Raw genomic sequence first — 22,165 nt, 5'->3', positions numbered from 1 at the left:
ACACATGATTACATTCGACAACTCTCAGATACAATATGTATTTATAGTTTTACTCTATGATACAAAATGTATCATGTCAATCTTTTATTTTCACCTTTTCATAAATTGATACTCTTTCACTGTATTCTGCTGTCTGTCATTTAAGCACTTATTTATGGATCAATTATGTTCTGATTGCACAAACGCGAATAAGCTCCAGACATGTTCTGTGAGGAACAATGCCTGAAGCCATACGTAATCCGTTGAGAAACTTAATATGAAAACGGGTGAACAACCATCAGGTAAATCTTACATCTGAACTTTTCCCAGTAGCTCCAACGCTCCCATTTCGCTCTTCTTCCTGATCTGCCCGTGTAGCATCCTGCAACCCCTTCTGTACCTTCACGGTTAACAATACAGCAATGCCCGCGACGAAAAAGAAGATGAGCGACAGAATACCCCAACGTGTTGAACCCGTGATCTGCCCAACATAACCAAAAACAAATGGACCAAAGATCGAAGAGAATTTGCCTGCAATATTCACAAAACCAAAATACTCTCCTGTTCTGCCTGCTGGCATCAGATTGCTAAACAGGGAACGCGCTGTGGATTGACTCACACCCTGCACGACACCAACCAGCCCGGCGAGCACATAGAAGTGGATCGCTTGTGTCATGAAATAACCGAGAATCACAATACATATGTAGACCGATAAGCTAACGATTAATACCTGCTTTGCTCCCCAACGCTGTGCCCATGCTCCCAGTAACAATGTACACGGGAACCCGATGAACTGGGTTAACAGTAGCGCGAGCATCAGGTCAGCTGTGCCTATGCCTATACTTGTCCCATAGATCGTAGCCATTAGAATGATGGTATTAATGCCGTCATTAAAAAACCAGAAAGCCACCAACATGCGGATTAACTGGGGAAAACGCCGCATCTGACGAAAGGTTTGCCGCATTCTGCGCACGCCCACCGCAACGTACCCTGTCCACGTTCCGGGCAAATCCGGTGATGCAGGCCGTCTCGGAGCATGGCGGAAGATCGGTATCGAGAACAGTAACCACCACAACGAGACGGTGATGAAAGCAAGTCTTGTGCCTGCCAGTGTACTGCTCATCCCGAACCAGCCCGGTTGCTGAATCATCAGCAGGTTCACTGCAAGCAACAAGCCTCCTCCAATATAACCATAGGCATAACCTTTGGAGGATATCATGTCCCTTCGTTCCACGGGTACCAGATCCGGCAGCATTGCATCGTAAAAGGTGTTACCACCCGCAAAACCGATTGTAGATATGACCAGCAACGCGGAAGCAAGGAACCAGTCCCCTTCACCGATTGCGCTGAATCCCAATGTAGCAAGGACGCCTATAATTGCAAATACACGCAGGAAGTCGCCCTTCCGTCCTGACAAATCAGCTAGCGTGCCTAGTAACGGTGTTAGCAGAGCTACGCACAACATGCCAATGGAGTGTGTATAGGCCAGGTAGGAGGCGGCGGTATCCGTATCCAGCGTTGCTGCAGCCACCGATGCATAGAATACAGGCAGTACTGCGGCCAGCACAGTTGTTGCATAAGCCGAGTTGGCCCAATCATACATAATCCAAGCCTTGATCGCCTTTTTATTCACATAAATCCTTCCTTTACATGCATCTCTATATTAGTGCGAGTTCAACAAGTCTAAGTGGACTTTTTGAACAACCTCTATTAGATGCCAGATCGATGTCTTTCTCCTATTGTAAAGGAAGGATATCACACTTGTTCACTATTTCTGTAAAAAATGGTGCAGTTCTGTTCTTACGACTCACCTTACCTCTGAGGTGAACTTGCGTAATTGTATCATTTTATATCCACTCTCATCACATATCGTCCTCGCCCGTGAATATACTTAATTACCGACAGGCCAAACTGTGCCGCGTAATCAATGGGGGGTGCCTACATGTCAAATTCACACCAGCCTTACTCGTTCGTTGTGTCGAAGGAAGATTGGTCGCTTCACCGCAAAGGGTACCAGGACCAACAGCGCCATCAGCAAAAGGTGAAAGATGTCATCAAGCAGAATCTGCCTGATCTGATTACGGAAGAAAACATCATCATGTCTGATGGAAAACAAATCATCAAGGTACCAATCCGCAGTCTGGATGAGTACCGTTTTGTGTATAACTACCAGAAGCAAAAACATGTCGGTCAAGGAGACGGTGACAGTCAGGTCGGAGACGTCATCGGTCGTGATCCCTCTGCTTCGCAGAAACCCGGCAAAGGCGAAAAAGCTGGTGATCAGCCTGGTCATGATATTGTGGAAGCCGAAGTTAGTATTGAGGAATTGGAAGATATGCTCTTCGCTGAGCTGGCATTACCCGATCTGAAGCAGAAAGATAAAGACCTGATTGAGACACATACGGTAGTTTTCAACGATATTCGCAAAAAAGGCATGCAGTCCAATATTGACAAGAAACGTACCATTCTGGAGAATCTGCGTCGCAATGCAACGACTGGTACGCCAGGCATCCATCACATCAGTCCGGATGACCTGCGCTACAAGACATGGGAAGACAAAATCATTCCACAATCCAATGCCGTTATTATTGCCATGATGGATACATCTGGGTCCATGGGTTCGTTTGAGAAATACTGCGCGCGCAGCTTTTTCTTCTGGATGACCCGTTTTCTACGCCGTCAGTATGAGAAAGTTGAGATTGTTTTCCTCGCCCATCATACGGAAGCCAAGGAAGTAACCGAAGAAGAGTTCTTTACCCGCGGCGAGAGCGGAGGCACCATCTGCTCCTCTGTATATATGAAGGCGCTGGATATTATTGACAGTAGGTATCCACCTTCCAGCTACAACATCTACCCTTTCCACTTCTCTGACGGGGATAATCTGACCTCGGATAACGAACGGTGTGTGAAGCTGATCGGTGAGTTAATGAAGCGTAGCAATATGTTTGGATACGGCGAAGTGAATCAGTACAACCGCAGCAGCACACTGATGTCGGCTTATCGTCATATCAAGATGGATCAGTTCATGTATTATGTGATCAAAGAAAAAGGCGAAGTGTACAAAGCTTTGCGCAGCTTTTTCCAGAAAAGGGAAGGAGGCAGCGTTAGATGACAGATGAGATCCGCGACCTAGAATACGCTATTGCCGAGATTATGGAGATTGCCAATGGTTTTGGTCTGGACTATTACCCCATGCGGTACGAAATTTGCCCATCGGATATTATTTATACATTTGGAGCCTACGGCATGCCGACCAGATTCAGCCACTGGAGCTTTGGCAAAACATTTCATAAGATGAAAATGCAATACGATTTTGGACTCAGCAAAATTTATGAGCTTGTCATCAACTCCAACCCTTGTTATGCCTTCTTGCTGGATGGAAATTCCCTGATTCAGAACAAATTGATCGTAGCCCACGTATTGGCACACTGCGATTTTTTCAAAAACAATGCCCGCTTCTCTAAATCCAACCGTAATATGGTCGAAAGCATGGCCGCTACGGCGGATCGGATCAGCAATTATGAGATGGAATACGGAACGGAAGCGGTTGAAGCATTTATCGATGCCGTGATCGCAATTCAGGAACATGTGGACCCACAGCTGATTAAACCCCGCCATTTGGACAAACAACGCTACATGGAGATGAAAATGCGGGAGCAGCGCGGTGAGAAAAAAACACGGCCGGAAGGCCGCTATGATGATCTGTGGTCACTTGATGACGTGCAGACCGAAGAAGCACCCGCTGAAGGTATTCAGGTTCATCATTTTCCGCCTGAACCGGAGAAGGATGTCATGTGGTTTATTCAGGAATTCTCCGAAGTGTTGACCGACTGGCAACGGGATATCATGAGTATGATGCGTGAGGAGATGTTATATTTCTGGCCACAGATGGAAACCAAAATCATGAACGAAGGCTGGGCATCCTACTGGCATCAACGCATTATCCGTGAGCTCGATCTGAACAGTGAGGATACGATCGAATTTGCCAAACTCAACTCCTCCGTGGTGCAGCCATCCAAACAAAGTCTGAATCCGTATTATTTGGGACTGAAGATTTTCGAGGATATTGAACGGCGCTGGGATAACCCAACCTGTGAAGAACAGGAACGTTGGGGCCGCAAACCGGGCCAAGGTCGTGCCAAAATGTTCGAGGTGCGTGAATTCGATTCCGATACCTCCTTTATCCGCAATTACATGACCAAGCAATTAACCGAGGATCTGGACCTCTACGTATTTGAGAAAAAAGGACCGGACTGGAAAATCACCGACAAGTCCTGGGAGAACATACGGGATCAGCTCGTATTTTCACGTGTCAACGGGGGCTCCCCATACTTGGTCGTGCAAGATGCTGATTATCTGCGGACAGGGGAACTCGTGCTCAAGCATCAATATGAGGGCATTGAGCTGGATCTGAAATATATGGAACGCACTCTACCTTATCTGTATCGCCTCTGGGGACGTACCGTACATGTCGAGACACGTGTCGAGGATAAACCGATCTGGTTTACGTATGATGGCAAGAAACACCACCGCAAGTTTATGTAAGGTTTTCGATTATCATTATAGGAAACGAAAATATAAATGCTCTTATCATGGGTGAGTTTAATGATTAATAAAAGATAAGACATAAAAAAGCGGCAAGTTCCCGACATAAACGGGGACTTGCCGCTTGGCATACATAAAATTAGGATGGTGCCGGTGGTGTACCATTACCCTGTAATCGCAGCGGCACAAAAAAATCATGCTCCACTTCACTTGCCGGCAGTGGGCGACTGAAATAATATCCCTGAATTTCCCGGCAGTCATTCTGCATCAGAATATCCAGTTGGCCTTTCGTCTCAATGCCTTCCGCAATCACTTCCATCTTGAGATTCTGTGCCATCGATATAATGGTCGCCACAATGGCTTGATCGCTGTGACTCTCTGTAATGTCCGTCACAAACGAACGATCAATCTTGAGCTTGTGAATCGGGAAATGCTTCAGATAACTGAGTGAGCTGTATCCCGTACCGAAATCATCCAGGCTGATCTTGACACCCAGTGCTGTCAGTTCATTAAGAATCGCCGTGGATACGGCTGCATCCATCATCATGCTCTCTGTTATTTCCAACTCCAGATATCGAGCATCCAGCCCTGTCTCCAAGAGTGCATTCATGACCTGTTCTACCAAGTTGGATTGGTGGAACTGCTGGCTGGACAAGTTAACCGATACCGGAATGAGTGGCCCGCCACTGGCATGCCAGAGTTTCATCTGCCTGCATGCTTCCCGCAGCGTCCAATTGCCAATCTCATAGATCATGCCTGTCTCTTCTGCAAGCGGGATAAACACATTGGGTGCGAGCAGACCTTTGAGTGGATGGTTCCAACGTATAAGAGCCTCCACACCAATCATGCGGCTATCCTCGGTACGAATCTGTGGTTGATAGTACAGGACCATCTCATCACGTTCCAACGCTTTACGAAGATAACCCTCCAGCTCAATGCGTTCATATAGTTCCGAATCCAGTTGGGCAGTGTAGAATTGGAAACCATTTTTGCCGTTTTTCTTCACTTCATACATGGCGGAGTCCGCATGTTTCAGCAAAGCATCCACACCCACTCCATGATCTGGATACATCGCAATTCCAATGCTGGCGGTTACGTAAAAGTCATTCTCCTTCAGTCGATAAGGTAACTGAATGGCTTCAACAATCTGTTTTGCAAGTTCTGCCACTCTTACTTCTGTCGCTTGACCCTGGGTCACAACGAGTGTGAACTCGTCCCCGCCCATCCGGGCCAGCATGACATTCTCCATAGCCAAGGGATCAGAAGCTTCTATGGCTTTCATGATCCGGTTGCTCACTTCTCTTAGAAATACATCTCCAATGGAATGTCCCAGCGAGTCATTAATCATCTTGAAACGATCTATATCCATCACCATAACGGCAAAAGAGTTCCCTTTTTCTGCTGAATCGTTAATCGTACAAGCCAGCACATCATCCAACTTGCGCCGATTGGGCAGCCCCGTCAACGGATCATGCAAAGCTTGGTGACGAATCTTCTCCTGAGCCTGTTTCTCCTCCGTTACGTCTTTGATCAAAATGTGACTTCCCACATGTCTGCCATCAATGACAACAGGAACTACAACAATACTAAGGTCCAGAAGTTCACCCTGCACATCTCTCATTTTGGCCATGTAGTGCGCCTGCTCCAGCCCATGATCATCCCAATCGATGGAATCAAATTCACTTATCCACTCTATATCGATTTGCTGAGCGATCTCATCAATGGAACGATCCATGACCTCTTTTTCAGGATATCCAGTGATTGTTGTTACAGCAGCATTAATCCCTTTAACAATACCTTCCTTGTTCACTGAAATAATAGCATCCGAATGGTTATGATACAGGGCCTGATACCATTGCTCATTCTCATGAATCCGTCGATCTTTCTGTGACATTCGCTGATTGATAAATATGCCAAACAACGTCAAGCCCAAAGCAATAAATGTGCCCGATGCGATCAAGTAGGCGAGAATACCTGGCTCAATCTGCATACCTGAACTTACCATCGAGCCATGTGAATGATGGAAATGTGCCGCTGACATCCCGGTATAATGCATGCCAGAGATTCCAATACCCATAATGAGACCGCTGCCCATCTTGTAAACCCAAGTATGTCTTGATTGATGATAACGGAAGAAAAACATGAGCCACAATGCCGCAAATGAAGCAAGCGCTGCAATCAGAATAGATAACACCACTCTGCCTGGTTCATACGTAACCGGAATTGACATCGCTGCCATTCCCACATAATGCATCGAGCTGATCCCTGCCGTCATCAGTACTCCAGCAATCATGAGTTTACTTATCCTGCCCGATTGTCTACCCGCAATGTTCAAGGCCACCCCCGATGCGACAATAGCAAGTAGAACAGATAAAACAACCTTACCGGTGGAATAGGAGATTTGCGTAGGCAGAACAAAAGCTAGCATACCTACGAAATGCATGGACCAGATTCCCAGCCCCATCGATACTGCACCGCAGGTAAGCCATACATTCCGCGCCATCCCGTTAGCCTGACTTACACGGCCTGCAAGGTCAAGGGCAGCGTATGAAGCTAACGATGCAATAATATAGGATAAAATAACAAGTTCTAAGTTGTACGTGCCATGTAGGTGCTCCACTCACTCTGTCCTTTCAACCGGGAAATGCCTTGTATGTATGCAAAAATGTAAAAAAGAAGCGAGTGCGCTGTCTGGATGACAGGCACTCCCTCCGCATCATTTGACTCGTGACAACAGACTTAGTTGAAGCCGTTGTCATACATTGGAACCCGTTTATATGAATGTATATAGTCTAAACGTCCCAGCCTTTAAAATCAACACTTATTTCCAGATATACAATGTTGAATAGCTAACATTCTTATATTCTAATTCACAACTAAATATTCTATTTACGAGTCAGTAACAGACTGCCAAAGCCGGAAGTATCTTGATAAGAATTACCTGATGAATCACTCCAGATGGACACACTGCTTCGCTTGCCATCCCCAGCGCCATCATCATTAACTTGAAGGTCAAACCCAATCCATCTTTGCCCTTCAGCACGAACGCTGTCTAGTGGGATTGCCACTTCAACTGTATACCCTCCGCTTGTTAATCGAGTAGCTGATTTGAAACTTTCTTTCCGTGCATTTCCACCAAAAGAAGCCTCATTATCAAAATTGACCCGGTACTGGGCGTCATCCTCCTGATAGAATGTTGTCTGATCTTTGCTCGGGTCGATAAAAATCTCGATTGAATCCTGCTCATGTGCATTAGAACTTAATTTGCTTCGCAAAGGATCTTTCACATCTGCCAATACGTACAGGTATTTCTCATCCCATAACAGCTGTGCAGTCGCCGTTGCACCGGCGTTTCCGACTACCCAGACATCCGTTTTAACAGATGCAGCCTTTTTCCAGACGTTATCCTTTTTTGCATCAATGACAGGTTTGCCATAAGTGACCTTGGTTTGTTTCAAAACAGAACCGAGCTTCAGTTTGCCCCGGTTGGCTGGTTTGTCCGGCTGTTGATTGGAAATATCATTCCAAACAATGGTCGCTGTCTTTCCAGCAGCATATTCATCCGTAATCCGAAAATCCAGAGACAAGACCTGGCCTTCGGTAAGTAAAGCAGCTGACATAGGCAGTGATGCGTATACAACATACCCGGTTTTTGTCTCCTGTACGTTGTAAGTATTTTTATCTTTGCCTTTACCGCCATCCCGTTTAAATGTATATTGACCATTTGCAGACGGCGGATTTTTCTTCTTGGCAGACAGATCAGCTTCAGAAGTTGCAGCGCCTGTCCCCTTGACTTCTTCCGCGAGGAAAACCTGCACCTGATCCCCTTTGCGACGTGTGGTATCCTTCACTTCCACTCGTAAATTGACCTTTTTGGCATCCCACATCATACGAGCCTCACCCGTAACCGCAGATGTACCATCTGCCAGATGATTAATTTCGAGTCCTTTCACAGCACCCCAAAGAATATCTTCCTGTCCTTTGTGATTCGGGAAAGAAGGGCTGGCCTTCAATGCTGTCCATTCATTGCGATAGATCGGAAGAGTCGTAGGGTCCACCAGTGCCCAAAATGCCGGCTTTGCTTTTAATTTACGATCAAATAACAATGGTGCATCTTTGCGTCCTTTGACTGGATGATTGTCAAGCCATGTACCATCATCCGCAAGTCCCCATACTGTAACACTGTCCATTACGCCGCGTTTTCCCAATTCGTCGAACAGGTCGAATAGCTCACGATAACGATAGGCTTGTTGCAGCATTAATTCATCTGTTACAGGCATCTCCAACTCGGAATTACTTGAATAGATCGAAACGTCCAGCTCTGTAACCTGTACATTTACACCAAGAGCGATCACTTTCTCAAAAGCCTCACGAATGAGCTTTACATCCGGTCCGTACATGGATACATGCATCTGGAATCCAACCGCATCAATCGGTGTTCCTTTGGCAAGCAGCTTCTCTACAAGCTTCACCATATCATTCACCTTGTTTCCATTGCCCTCCATTCCATAGTCATTAATCACCAGTACAGCATCGGGGTCAGCCTCACGTGCATAACGGAAAGCCAGCTCAATGTAATCACTGTCATCTCCGTCGCCATCTACATCCCCAATAATATCTCTCCACTTGGAATTACTGGCCTCATTCCGCAAGCCGCCTCCGTCTGAGATGACTTCATTGACGACATCCCATGTATGAACCTTTCCTTTGTACCGGGTCACGATGGTTTGAATATGGGTTTTCATCCGTGCAAGCAACTGTTCCCGCGTGGCAGGTTTCGATGCATCATTCGGATCTGTAAAGAACCAATTCGGCACCTGACTATGCCATAACAGCGTATGACCTCTGATTTCCATGTCATTTGCTTCGGCAAACTTCACCAGGCGATCTGTCTCTGACCAGACAAACTCTCCTTCCTTGGGCTGCATCGCATCCATTTTCATAAAATTGTCCGCTGTAATACTATTAAAGTGTTTCGTCAACAACTGGGAATGCTGGTTTTCCGCGTCTAGTGCAGACTGGTTGATGGCAGCTCCCATTGCGTAATTTTGTCCCACGATATCGACCAGATTCGGAATATCCTTCTCAATTTCAATTTTCTGAGCAGCCGTAATCAGAACATCATCCACGTAAAATGAAATCGTATCTGCCGGCGTCACTTCCTCTGACGTCTTCCATGGTGTCTCCACATACATGCGGAATCCGGTGATGCCACTATTTTCTTCGGGAATCACCACATCGGCCTCGACTTTTTTCCACTGTCCTTTGTTCAAGGTAGCGGAGGCAAAGGTAGCATATTCAAGACTCGAAGCGTCCTTATTGTATTCTTTCTCGAGTGCACCGTTAAGGACCTGACTGTCCGGCCCTTCATCGTACATGGCCCAAAATGAAATATGAACTGTGCTACCCTTCTGTACATGATCCAGCACTTCAACTAAGGGTCCATGGAACGTTTCGGTACGTGAAGAGGTTCTCAGGCTGCGTGTACTGTCATGACCTACTTGCGTTACGATATCAAGCTTTTCACTTGCACGTGGACGCCATTGTCCCAACACACCATCTTCAAAATCAGCCTTGAACAGTACTTCATCATCGCCAGTCTTAACGTCCGCTGCCGAAGCACGTGCCCCTCCGGTTCCCACACTTGGGAACAAACTGAAGATCAATACAGCCGACAAGCACAAGCTCCACCATTTTCTCAAATGCATCCGATCTCCTCCTTGGTTCGTTGTTTGTGAAGAATAACCTTTGCTCTGCCATGTGCCAGCCCTTTACAAGATCGTTATACAGGATGGATAGATGCAAATGGACAGAAAATTGTAAGCACTTTCATTATACGATTGCCAGTAAACTTTGTTTACCCGTTAAACTATAGGACTTGTACCACTCCCTAATCCATATGTTTCCAAATGAGATAAAGGACGACAAAAAGCACAGCTTATTAGCTGTGCTTCGTGTAAACATCTTTACTATTTACGTTTTTAAGCTTTTAAAGGTGCTGTCGTCTGACGGATGACCAGATTGGAAGGTTCCGTCACCACAGGGGGAGAATAAGATGGATTCTCAATCATGGCAATCAGATATTCGATGGACTTAATGCCAATGGAATAGATATTCTGATTCACCGTGGTCAACCCCGGTTTGAATACCTCAGCATAATACGTGTTATCGAACCCGACAACCGAGATATCTTCTGGTACACTCAGTCCATGCTTTTCAATTTCATGAATCGCACCAAAGGCAGACATGTCTGATGCACAGACAATTCCCGTTGGTTGATCCTGAAGTGCCAGCAATCGTCGGGCAGCCTTGCTTCCCCCGTCGAAGGAATAATCGCAGATCTCCAGATATACCGTAGAATACGGGATGCCGCATTCTCGCAGCCCTTCCCGATATCCTTCCAATCGCAGATTGGCTACAGCAGGTCCAAGTGTCCCTGAGATATAGGCAATTTTGCGGTGCCCAAGCTCATGCAGATGTTTGACACCCATCGAGATCCCGTTCGCGTTATCCGTAGTAATGTAACCGGCACGTTTGCCCAACATGTCCGTATCAACAAACATCGTTGGAATCTCTGCATCCACCAGTTCCTGAATACTCGCGTTTTCTCTGCCTTCTCCGAATACCACTACGCCATCCACATTACGACTGCGGCAATGTTTGATGAACGAGTACGCCGGATCATCGAATCGAGTAGACAACCGGACCAGGTCATATCCACTGTTCTCCAGCGCTGTCTTGATCCCTTCCAGCAACTCCGACACAAAAGGGTTCGTAAACGGAACTGTTAACAGTACTCCCACCGTCCATGAACGGCGTTTGACAAGTCCACGTGCGACCACATTGGGTTGATATTTCAATAATTCGATGGCTATATTGACTTTTTTGCGTGTTTTTTCACTTACATCAGGATAATCGTTTATCACTTTGGAAACGGTTGCAACAGATACTCCCGCTTCCTTGGCTACATCATGGATAGAAGCCATCTGATCACCTCAACCTCTTTCGAATCCCCTGTCTCCGGCTGCATTTTCTATAACATCGGCAGGTTTGTCTACCCATTATAGCTTAAAACAGCCTGAAACGGTATGGAAGGTTCCTAATGCTTTTAAGCTCTATTCCTGCTGTTCCAGATTCTTCAAATCCAGAGACAGTTTCTCCATTGTTGTTGCAAATACAGCGAGTTCAGCCGAGCGTGAAGCTTGGCTACGTGCTCCGCGAGACGTATGATCCGACTCCTGCTGCACACTGCTCAGTTTCTTCATGATCTTCTCCAGATTAGACTGAATCTTACCCTGTGCATCCCGGGAACTGGCTGCAAGCTTGCGCACCTCACTGGCAACTACTTCGAAGCCACGTCCAAACTCTCCTGCATGAGCAGCTTCAATCGCTGCATTCAGGCCGACAAGATGACTCTGATCCGATATCTCGCGAATGAGTTCACCCATTTTTCCGATCTGCTGGATCTCTCCTGTTAATTCGGTAAGCATAACCTGAGCCTGATCCTGAGAAGCCGCTGTTTCTTTGGCAACATTCGATATAGCCATTGCACTTTCATTTAATTCACTAATCATGCCTGTAAGCTCTTGGGTAATCTGCGTAATTGCCTGTAATGTATGTTGTTGGTCATCGGCAAGCTGATGTAACTTTTCTTTTTCTTTCTTCTCATAGGCTTCCAGGACAAGCTGTGAATCCAGATTAAACATTTTGCTGAGCGCTTGAATGACAAGATGCCAGGAATCAGGGATAACCTGTTGGAATATGCTCGTTGCAATATCCAGGTAGACCATATAGGTACCCAGATAATAATCTTCAGACAGACCAATCCGTGAATGCACAAGTCCAATCGCAATCCGTTGCTCAATATATGCGTCGTCCACGATTCCATCCGTCATTGATAACCAGTACATCTTCTGTGTTTCTTTTAGACGATCAATGGTAGAGAATCGAGCGATCAGATCTACCAATTCAGGATAATTCCCCACATGATTGTAGAAATGATCCACCACTTCATTAACGACTTTTTTAAAAACAGGCCGATGATCGGCAAGCAGTTTTAGATCCCCTGCGGTTAATCCCATGTAATCAAGTTGCTTCTGTCTTGTTGCGGAAATACTGCTCATATCTGGTTCAGTCAGCTCCTTAATAAACACTAAATTACTTTAAATTGTAAATATATGTATTGATTATAGACTAAAATACCTAAATATACATATACCATTAGAACTAATTCTCTTTAAAATTAACCTTATTTGTCAGCTTTTTAGACTAATATGACCTTCATGTAATTAAAAAGGCCCTGACCCTGCTGTGAAGGAGCCTCACAACAGGCATCAGGAGCCTGATCCGGAATGGTTCGTTGCCGATTAGCGATTAAGCAGACTACCCACATAACGTAACAGTTCATTCGCGCTGGCTGCGGTGTATCCATGTTCCTCAATTAAACGTTTAATGACTTCATTCATACGTTTCAATTGTGTTGCATCCGGTGTTTTGGTTGAGGTTGTGATCTTGACAATATCTTTCAGATCGGTGAACAACTTTTTCTCAATCGCTTCACGCAAACGGTCATGGCTGCTGTATTCGAACTTGCGCTCCTTGCGGGAGTATGCCGAGATTCGGATCAGAATCTCTTCTCTGAACGCTTTCTTTGCATTCTCGGAAATCCCGATCTGTTCCTCAATAGAACGCATCAAACGCTCATCCGGGTCCATTTCTTCATCCGTGAGCGGGTCACGCATCTTGGACCAGTTGCAGAATGCTTCAATGTTATCGAGGTAATTCTCAAATAACGTTCTTGCGGATTCCTCGAATGAGTAAACAAATGCTTTCTGCACTTCCTTCTTGGCCAGTTCATCATACTCCTTGCGTGCAAGAGCAATGAAGTTCAGATAACGCTCCCGCTCTTCCTTCGTGATCGAGGCATGTTGGTCCAGACCATCCTTGATCGCCCGCAGAATATCCAGCGCGTTAATGCACTGAAGATTTTGCTTAATCAAAGCACTGGAGATCCGGTTAATGACATACCGTGGATCAATGCCGGACATCCCTTCATCCAGATACTCATTTTGCATCTCGCGCAGATCAGCTTCTTTGTATCCTTCCACTTCTTCACCATCATACATGCGCATTTTTTTAACGAGATCCATGCCTTGTTTCTTCGTTTCCTTCAAGCGGGTAAGTATGGAAAAAATGGCTGCAGTCCGCAGTGCATGCGGTGCAATATGAACATGCTTCATGTCACTTTGCTGAATGAGCTTGGCATAGATTTTCTCTTCCTCGGATACCTTCAAGTTGTACGGAATCGGCATGACAATCATCCGGGATTGCAGTGCCTCATTCTTCTTGTTGGAGATAAAAGACTTATACTCCGATTCATTCGTATGCGCCACAATCATTTCATCCGCACTGATTAAGGCAAAACGTCCCGCTTTGAAATTTCCTTCCTGCGTGAGCGACAGGAGATTCCATAGGAATTTCTCATCACATTTCAACATCTCCTGGAACTCCATTAACCCACGGTTCGCCTTGTTCAACTCCCCATCAAAACGATAGGCACGTGGATCGGATTCGGAACCAAACTCCGTAATGGTGGAGAAGTCGATACTCCCCGTCAGATCGGCAATATCCTGTGATTTCGGATCGGATGGACTGAACGTTCCTATTCCCACGCGATTATCTTCGGAAACAATGACCCGTTCCACCGGTACCTTGCTGATATCACCACCATATTCGGTACGGAGTCTCATCTGGCAGGATGGGCAAAGGTTACCCTCAATACGGACTCCAATTTCCTTTTCCACTTCAGGACGAAGCTCCAGCGGAATCAAATGCAGCGGTTCCTCATGCATCGGGCATCCATCAATGGCGTATATGGCACCTTTCTCTGTCCGCGAGAACTGTTCAAGCCCCCGCTTCAGCAGCGTCACCAGCGTCGATTTCCCTCCACTTACAGGACCCATCAGGAGCAAGATCCGCTTCCGTACATCCAGACGGCGTGCAGCCGAGTGAAAGTATTCTTCAACCAACTTTTCAATCGAACGGTCCAGCCCAAAGATCTCCTGTTCAAAAAACTTGTACCGCTTATGCCCACCTACTTCTTCCACCCCAAACGATTCAATCATCTCATACACTCTGGCGTGAGCCGTCATTGCCGGAGTCGGGTCCTCTCTCAGCAGTGCAATATAATCTTCAAATGTTCCGTTCCATGTCAAACGGTCACTCTCTGCCCGATGTTCCGCAACGCGTTCAAAAATATTCATGCTTGGTACCTCCCATGGCTCCTTTAGTGTGATTGTCAACCATTCCGAATGGTATGAAGAAATCAATAGAATTGCGGCTCCTGCTTGAATACCAATCTTGCGGTCCTGTGTAGTCCCGCCACCCTCTGTCCAAACGTCTTGTTTTGTTGTGAAAAGTGTATTACATACCTATGCGGCAATTCGGATAAGTTGACCTCTTTTTTTCAATCAACCGCTTCGAATTTTGGCTTTTCCCTGTTCTATCAGACATCTTGTGCCTTCAGAAAAAAAAGAACGAATATGATATAATGAGGGTTCTAAATTCAGGAAACCGGACAACACATGGTCAGAGACAGGCCACTTCTGGAAAGGAGCACGGACGATGGCAGTGAAATACGAAACCGAATTATATTCTCCTGTGAAGGCTTTTTTCGAGCAACGTGGCTTCGACGTCAAGGCGGAAGTCAGACATTGTGACCTCGTCGGAGTCAGATCGGACCAGGACGAACCACTCATTGTGGAGATGAAAAAAACATTTAACCTCTCCTTGTTGCTGCAGGGCATGCAGCGCTTGAAACTTAGCCCGTTCGTGTATCTGGCCGTCGAGCGCAATCGCAGTAAACGCGGAGCCGTGAACCAACGCTGGAGCGAACTGACCGCACTATGCAGACAGCTCGGTCTGGGGCTGCTGACTGTCACATTTTACAAAACCAAAGCTCCCCTGATTGATGTATTGTGCGAGCCCTCCGCCCTGATCCCCCTCACTGGCCCCAATCAGGTTGCCCGTAAAAGCGGTGTTCGGCGGAAACGATTGCTCAAGGAATTCGACGAACGCAGCGGAGACTACAATACGGGAGGCAGCACACGAAGACAGCTGGTCACAGCATATCGTGAGAAGGCTTTGCGTGTCGCATCCGCTCTACGGACGAACGGAGAAGCCTCTCCGGCCAACCTTGCCAGACAGACAGGCGTAGGTTCTGCCGCAGCAATTCTGCAAAAAAATTATTATGGCTGGTTTGAACGCCTCTCCCGTGGAAAGTATATTCTGACGATTAAGGGAGTACAGGCGTTAACCGAGCATGCACACATGCTTGAGGATAATGATATGATTGAACGAACCATTAATGAACTCGATGTAACGTATTCTGTATCTGGTGAAAATAAGGACGACCTTGCACACATTGCTGAAGCAGCAGAAGCTTACTTAAAAAATACAGGCCATGTCTGATATGGAATCACTCGAAGTAAGTGATATGAAAAATGAGAATGCAAAAAAAACACCTGTAATCTCCACTGGAGACTACAGGTGTTTTGATGTGTTCTATATAGAAGATTGTTATTAGAATTTTACTGCTACTTCGGAAGCCAATTTCAGACCTGCAGTAACGATTTCTTCAGCACGATCTGCAGAAGCGTTATGTCCTTCAACGATAACCACTTCAGGGTTTTGAATGCCCCACAAGCCAAGAACTGTTTTCAGGAAGTTCAGGGACATTTCAGCAGCTGCCATTGGGCCTTCGGAATAAACGCCACCACGTGCGTTAAGCAAAGCTACTTTTTTGTCGCCAGCAAGTCCTACAGGACCTTCAGCAGTGTATTTGAATGTTTTACCAGCTTGGCTCAGGTAAGCAATGTAGTTTACCAATGGAGCTGGAACAGTGAAGTTCCACAGTGGGAATGCAAATACAACTTTGTCAGCTGCCAGGAATTGATCTTGCAATTGTGCTGCAAGTGAAGCTGCTTTTTGCTCGTCAGCTGTCAGTTCAAAACCGTTAGCTGCTTTGTAAGTACCTGTGATAGCAGTGTTACCATAGAATGGGAATTCTGTATTGTAGAGATCCAACTCAGTAACTGTGTCACCTGGGTGGGACTCTTTGTATGCGCTCAAGAATGCATCGTACAATTTAACGCTGACTGCTTGATCTGCAGGACGGTCATTTGCTTTAACAAATAAAATATTAGACATGTTGAATTTTCCCCCGTTAAATAAAATATATGAGTGCTTTTCCTGAACTGGCCACCATTGTAGCTTATATAAAGAAACCAACAACTCATTAATTCATATTATATATAAAAATGTTAGTGGATGCAATAACGTAATCACTTTGGTCATGAACCAATTTTAATTTTTGCTACAAAATCTATTTTGATCTGACTTAACTACGAGCCGTAAATTCGGAAATGGCTTCACTGATCAGGTTCATGCCAAGTAGCAATTCATCCCGGCCCGGGTGGCTAAAGTTCAATCGGATGTAACGTTGATCCTGTACACCTGTGGAGCATAGTGATCCAGGAAGAAAGGATACACCTTTGGGCAAAGCCGCCTTAAGCAGAGCGCCACTATCCAATCCTTCCGGCAACTGTACCCACAGATACATTCCGCCCTCAGGGATGTTGTACTGACACCCTTTCCAGCCCGGCCTCTTCAACAGTTCAAGCATCAGTTTGAGTCTTGTCTTATACTCCCGATTCAACATCGATAGGTGATCACTCCAACGAAATGGGGAATGGGCAAGCAATTGATACAACAGCCGCTGATTCATCGGACTGGACTGACCATCTGCAATTCGTTTAACCGAGGCCATTGCCTGAATCAGCGCAGGATGTCCAGCGGCCCATCCGGTTCGAAGAGCGGGCGCTACCGTTTTGCTGAATGAACCAATGTAGAGAACATGTCCACCCTGATCGGCAGTATCCAGTGCAAAGAGTGAAGGATATTTACGATAGAATTCCGTTGGCTCAAGGCCATCAAAATGGAGCTCTCCGTAAGAATCATCTTCCACAAGCAGTACACCATAGCGCGAACACAGCTCAAGGACAGCCTCCCGCCGCTCCATACTCCACAAAGCACCGGTCGGATTCGAGAAACTGGGTGCAGCAAAAAGCAGCTTCGGTCTAACCTGCTGCATGTGATGCTCCAAAAGGTCTGGAAGTATGCCGTCCCGATCACCCATTACGGGCACAATCTTGGCTCCTTGCATCTCCAGAACCTCAAGACAGCCTGGAGATGTGGGATGTTCAACCAGTACAGAATCTCCTGGCTCAAGCAATAGACGCATCACCAGATCGATGGCCTGCTGGGTACCAGTGGTCAACAGAATCTGCTCGGGTACCGTTCGTATGCCTTTGCGTGCATTCCAGTCTTTGTTCAACCACTCTCTTAGGGGTGTGTAGCCTGCTGGCTCTCCATATTGCAATGCGGAAGGGCCTGAACTAAAGACAGACACCGCTGCTTCTTCCAACAATTTGAAAGGAAACAACTCCTCCGCAGGCAATTCTTCCGCCAGAGAAATGAAATAATCCCTGCCAGACATCTCACGTATATCCCTCAGTGGTGATGACAAAAGCCTGTTGGTACGGGAAGCAAAGAAATATTTCATCGATCCGTTCCCCTTTCGTCCCTATTCCGAAACTGTACTCGCAGTCCGCAGCCCTACAACCTATTCCTGCTCACCATCGAATATGACCGGATGCATACCGAACTGTTGTGATCATGGGAAGAACAGACCTGTTTCGTCAGGATCCCGTCTTCACTTGTCTTGCATGCAAGGCATAACGTTCAATGGCCTGTGCTCTACTGCTCACTTCCAGCTTCACGTATATTTTACGCAGGTAATTATCAATGGAACGTCTGCTAACGTTGATCTCATTCGCTATTTTATCATAGGTTACACCCTGAACAATTCTTTCCATGATAAAAGTTTCGGTTTCTGTTAATTCAATGACACGTGCTTCTGTCGGAGACTCCACAGGTTGCGCCCACTCCGCACTGTTTAACCACGACAATGGAATGGACACATGGCCCTCACGCAATCCAGAGATCAGATGAATCAGCTGGCTAGGGGAAGCCTGTTTGGATAACATGCCGCTTGCACCAAGGCTCATCAGATGACGAAACAGCTTCACATTGTCTTCATCCGTCAAAATAATGATGTGACTGTGAGCTGACAGATTCTTCATCTGTGCAATATATTGATCTGCCTGACCCTCCGGAAGACGATAATCCATCAGAATCAGATCAGGCTGGTGAATATTCACCAGATCGAGCCCTTCTGTTCCGGTCGAAGTCATACCACGTACCGTCAGATCTTGCTGCTCTTCCAAAATCAATTTTGTACCGAGCATGCTGGTGGGGTGGATATCTATGATGACCACCTGCCATACTTTTTTCATTGTTGTTCCCCCTGTTATGTATTGGACAAATAACTTTTAAATTCTGTCATGATGATTTCATCGTCTATGCGACAATCCGAGTATAGAAGAAGCATAGGTCGGATTATGTCGAAAAACAGAAAAATACAGGAGGAAGCCGATAAAAAAGCTCTATTTTCACTGTATTTTGTTATAAAAACACCATGACGTCCATCTTTCCATCCCCGGAAAGGTCAAAATATAGTATAAATTTCCTGCATTTCTATCTAAAAAAGTCGAAAAACCTGCCCAAAGTTCCTACTTATTGCATCTATAAGAAATTGTATCCTAGGACTTCCTTCCGATGCAATCTCTTTTTACTCTATTAAGTAAAGAATTTCATTTTTGCGTAATCAATAGGGGCATGATAGAATGAGGACTGGAAATTTTTTTGTACCTATAAATGACCAGGAGTGATGATATGAAACCATCTGCCCCGTCCTCTGACATCCATCACACCCGGAGCGCCAAAGGCAAGGCTGGATCTTCAATCAAACTGTTTCTGGTAATGTGGATTGTTCTCATTGCACTAGGAGTCGTTGGAACCTACTATTATAGTAACCATCTCCAGCAACAGATGATTAACCAGCTTCAAGCCCATAATCAGCAGCAGATTGCAGCGCTAAAAACCGACTATGAAAATCAGCTAACAACGATATCAAAGGAAGTAGAAGACCTGCAGGGACAGGTTCAATCCTTCAATGAATTGCTGACTTTCACCAAGGATAATGCAAGTGACAAAACGGATAACAGCAACAAACTGTATACCCAGCTGAGCGAAGTCAAAAAACAACTGGAGACACTCCAGAAAAAGATGGACCTGCTCAAATGATTACACCCGTCAAACAGGTTAATCGTTTTTTTATGCTTGCACTCGCTCCTTTTGTTGGATTGATATTATGCCTGCTGCTGCTTCGTCCTCCACTTGAACCCGGAGGTTTGATGCCTACCGAACTGTCAGAGGATACGATTACACCCCGGACCCAAGCAATTAGCCAAGAGCTTGCGGGGGCAAAAGATGCTGCTGTCCAGACTTCTTCTTCTATTAAAAGAACGACACAGCTCTATAATAAAACAACAAGTACGATGTCTACACTTGTGCAGAAGGCTTCCGCCCAGGCGGATCGTCCGGAAACGATCTACAACAAACGGATTTCATCCAAGCTTGGCGTACCATTTGAACGGGTAGACAGTGACCGGCTAACGATTGAAATGTACAGAGTGAATCCTGGCAGCTATAAGGGCTATGCCATGAAGATCAAGCTAAAAGACCCTACTGCCATGCAGATGGCTCTAGACAGTGAACCTGGGCGTTCTGAGACGACCATGCAGGCTGTGAAGCGTAACGGCGCAATTGCCGGGATTAACGCAGGTGGATTTGCTGACAGTGGGGGCAAACGTTATCCACTTAGCACAACCGTCATGGACGGGAAGTACGTGAACGGTTTTCAGGCCAGTTTCAAAGATCTGTTTTTTGTAGGACTTAACGATGCCGGTAAACTGGTCGGAGGCAAGTTCTTCGACAAAAACTCACTGGATCGCCTGCAACCACAATTCGGGGCTACGTTTGTTCCGGTGCTGCTACAGAATGGGCGGAAACCCCCAATTCCCGACAAGTGGAAAGTATCACCCAAACGAGCACCACGTACAGTCATTGGCAATTATAAAGATGATCAGTTATTGATTATTGTAGTTGACGGATATAATGAGGGCGGAAGTTCCGGTGCTACCCTTGAAGAGTTGCAAGGGCGATTGTACAAGCTTGGGGTGATTGACGCCTATAATCTGGATGGCGGTGGATCATCCTCGCTTATTCTGAATAATCGGGTTGTGAATAACCCTTCAGATGGCAGCCTCAGACCGGTTCCCACACACTTTTTATTTTACAAATAATAGGGTGAAGCATTTCTTTTCTACCTATAATGGTTATAATAGAAGAAAATGAGCTTGTGCAGGAGGTGCGAAGGGCATGTCATTTTCACTGACATTCTGGATTATTGCAATCGTATTGACTCTCTTCATTACAGGCATTCTCACTTCATCCTACAACAATGACAAAACAAAAGGCTTGTAAAGGCCAAGCCTCTCTCCGGAGAGGCTTTTTCTATTGCTTCATCCTCGAAATAACAAGAGACAAGGCTTAAAAGAATGATTCGATTCTTCTAAGCCTTGTCTCTTGCTGTATTCGGGATCAATAGCTAACCGCCCGGTCATTCCGCATGGATATAACAGAATCAGACGGAATAGGCCCACTCACCGACCCACCCTCAACTAATGTCACATAAATTCGTTCATGATCAACGGGTTCTCCAGCAATAATTTTGATCAATTGTTCAGCAGCGAGTGATCCCCACTTGCGCTTGGAATAATCAATGCTCGCCAATCTCGGCTGGACGTATTTGCTCAATTCAATATTGTCGAATCCGATGACATCAATCTCTTGACCAACGCCAAGTGCACTGTCTGCCAGACGATCACACAAGCCAATAGCCATCTCATCATTGAGGCAGAATACCGCTGCGGGTCCATCATACACCTGCACAATCTGATCTGCGGCTTGTTCTCCACTACTCTTCTCAAAATCTCCCGTGATCTCAATCCATTCCACACCGGCTTCACGTTCTGCAACCTGTCTCACAGCCTTTAACCGCTGCACAGAGTCAAACGAACCTTCCGGTCCTGTCACCACGTAGATTTTCTTATGTCCCTGTTCAATCAGATGTTCCATCGCAAGTGTCGCCCCGGCTTTATTATCCAGCAGAACCTGATTAATGTTGGGATGGTCCATCTCACGGTCCAATACAACGATTTTGTGCCCACGATCGGCATACTGCATTAGTTCCTCACTTGCAAACGTATGATCCAAAATGATTGCACCATCAATCATCCTCTCTGGAAGCATGCGATGGGATTGTTTACCACTGCACACGATCAGGTCATAGCCTTGAGCATTACATACGGCTTTCATGCCACTCAGCAAGTCTCCATACACATCTCCTCTAAAATCGGTCAAGAATACACCTAGAATTTTGGATTCCCTCTTCTTCAGTGTTCTTGCTGCGGCATTTGGAACATAGTTCAGTTCTTTGGCAATGGCCAAAATTTTGGAACTCGTCTCATCGGTCACTTTGTTGCTGCCATTCAGCGCATATGACACAGTAGAGATGGAAACTCCCGCCTGTTTGGCGATATCCTTGATACTGACCACA

General features: G+C 46.0%; 15 protein-coding genes. 5 read left to right on the top strand and 10 right to left on the bottom strand.

Features of this window, described 5'->3' with window-relative positions; translation table 11 throughout:
- Positions 1-277 precede the first annotated feature (277 nt).
- Entirely contained in the window at positions 278-1,612 is a 1,335-nt protein-coding gene (locus tag MKY01_RS09460; RefSeq protein ID WP_127544375.1) for an MFS transporter, read from the bottom strand.
- Positions 1,613-1,921: 309 nt separating this feature from the next.
- Between MKY01_RS09460 and yhbH the strand changes: the two genes are divergently transcribed.
- Complete coding sequence (yhbH, locus tag MKY01_RS09455; RefSeq protein ID WP_127544377.1) at positions 1,922-3,091, top strand: sporulation protein YhbH; 1,170 nt, start codon at positions 1,922-1,924, stop codon at positions 3,089-3,091.
- Positions 3,088-4,524 carry a SpoVR family protein gene (locus tag MKY01_RS09450; protein ID WP_127544379.1) on the top strand — a complete coding sequence of 479 codons (1,437 nt, stop codon included), beginning with the start codon at positions 3,088-3,090 and terminating at the stop codon, positions 4,522-4,524. Before yhbH ends, MKY01_RS09450 begins: the two co-directional genes overlap by 4 nt.
- Before the next feature lie 139 nt (positions 4,525-4,663).
- Here MKY01_RS09450 and MKY01_RS09445 read toward each other — a convergent pair whose 3' ends face one another.
- The 5 genes from MKY01_RS09445 to MKY01_RS09425 all read right to left on the bottom strand — a co-directional run bounded on the left by MKY01_RS09445 (position 4,664) and on the right by MKY01_RS09425 (position 14,786).
- Positions 4,664-7,144: an EAL domain-containing protein gene (locus MKY01_RS09445; protein ID WP_127544382.1), complete on the bottom strand. Its 2,481-nt coding sequence runs from the start codon at positions 7,142-7,144 to the stop codon at positions 4,664-4,666.
- A gap of 265 nt (positions 7,145-7,409) precedes the next feature.
- On the bottom strand, positions 7,410-10,232 hold the full coding sequence (locus tag MKY01_RS09440; protein WP_127544385.1) for an endo-1,4-beta-xylanase: 2,823 nt from the start codon (positions 10,230-10,232) through the stop codon (positions 7,410-7,412).
- A gap of 273 nt (positions 10,233-10,505) precedes the next feature.
- Positions 10,506-11,510, bottom strand: coding sequence for a LacI family DNA-binding transcriptional regulator (locus tag MKY01_RS09435; protein WP_017689571.1), 1,005 nt, complete (start codon positions 11,508-11,510; stop codon positions 10,506-10,508).
- 129 nt (positions 11,511-11,639) lie between these two features.
- Positions 11,640-12,647 carry a globin-coupled sensor protein gene (locus tag MKY01_RS09430; protein ID WP_036669849.1) on the bottom strand — a complete coding sequence of 336 codons (1,008 nt, stop codon included), beginning with the start codon at positions 12,645-12,647 and terminating at the stop codon, positions 11,640-11,642.
- A 243-nt stretch (positions 12,648-12,890) separates the two neighbouring features.
- Positions 12,891-14,786: a PrkA family serine protein kinase gene (locus tag MKY01_RS09425; protein ID WP_036669848.1), complete on the bottom strand. Its 1,896-nt coding sequence runs from the start codon at positions 14,784-14,786 to the stop codon at positions 12,891-12,893.
- Between the two features lie 361 nt (positions 14,787-15,147).
- Between MKY01_RS09425 and MKY01_RS09420 the strand changes: the two genes are divergently transcribed.
- Positions 15,148-15,993 (top strand): DUF2161 family putative PD-(D/E)XK-type phosphodiesterase, encoded by an 846-nt coding sequence (locus tag MKY01_RS09420; RefSeq protein WP_127544391.1) that lies wholly within the window; start codon positions 15,148-15,150, stop codon positions 15,991-15,993.
- Positions 15,994-16,104: 111 nt separating this feature from the next.
- On the opposite strand, the gene MKY01_RS09415 is transcribed toward MKY01_RS09420, so the two are convergent.
- The 3 genes from MKY01_RS09415 to MKY01_RS09405 form a co-directional block, all read right to left on the bottom strand.
- Entirely contained in the window at positions 16,105-16,731 is a 627-nt protein-coding gene (locus tag MKY01_RS09415; RefSeq protein ID WP_036610012.1) for an FMN-dependent NADH-azoreductase, read from the bottom strand.
- 190 nt (positions 16,732-16,921) lie between these two features.
- On the bottom strand, positions 16,922-18,145 hold the full coding sequence (locus MKY01_RS09410) for a PLP-dependent aminotransferase family protein (RefSeq protein ID WP_036610015.1): 1,224 nt from the start codon (positions 18,143-18,145) through the stop codon (positions 16,922-16,924).
- 136 nt (positions 18,146-18,281) lie between these two features.
- On the bottom strand, positions 18,282-18,938 hold the full coding sequence (locus MKY01_RS09405; RefSeq protein ID WP_017689577.1) for a response regulator transcription factor: 657 nt from the start codon (positions 18,936-18,938) through the stop codon (positions 18,282-18,284).
- 439 nt (positions 18,939-19,377) lie between these two features.
- Here MKY01_RS09405 and MKY01_RS09400 point away from each other — a divergent pair, with 439 nt between their 5' ends.
- The gene (locus MKY01_RS09400; protein ID WP_017689578.1) at positions 19,378-19,788 is read left to right on the top strand and encodes a uroporphyrinogen-III C-methyltransferase; all 411 of its coding nucleotides are present in this window, start codon (positions 19,378-19,380) and stop codon (positions 19,786-19,788) included.
- Positions 19,785-20,849: a phosphodiester glycosidase family protein gene (locus MKY01_RS09395; protein WP_127544394.1), complete on the top strand. Its 1,065-nt coding sequence runs from the start codon at positions 19,785-19,787 to the stop codon at positions 20,847-20,849. The genes MKY01_RS09400 and MKY01_RS09395 overlap by 4 nt, the downstream gene beginning before the upstream one ends.
- Before the next feature lie 298 nt (positions 20,850-21,147).
- On the opposite strand, the gene MKY01_RS09390 is transcribed toward MKY01_RS09395, so the two are convergent.
- Complete coding sequence (locus MKY01_RS09390; RefSeq protein WP_076327036.1) at positions 21,148-22,164, bottom strand: LacI family DNA-binding transcriptional regulator; 1,017 nt, start codon at positions 22,162-22,164, stop codon at positions 21,148-21,150.
- Position 22,165: the final 1 nt, after the last annotated feature.

The organism is Paenibacillus sp. FSL R5-0486 (assembly GCF_037975155.1).
In the GTDB taxonomy this organism is placed as follows: Bacteria; Bacillota; Bacilli; order Paenibacillales; family Paenibacillaceae; genus Paenibacillus; species Paenibacillus amylolyticus.
Note: the sequence above shows the minus strand (reverse complement) of the source record. Positions and strands in the feature narration are given on the sequence as shown.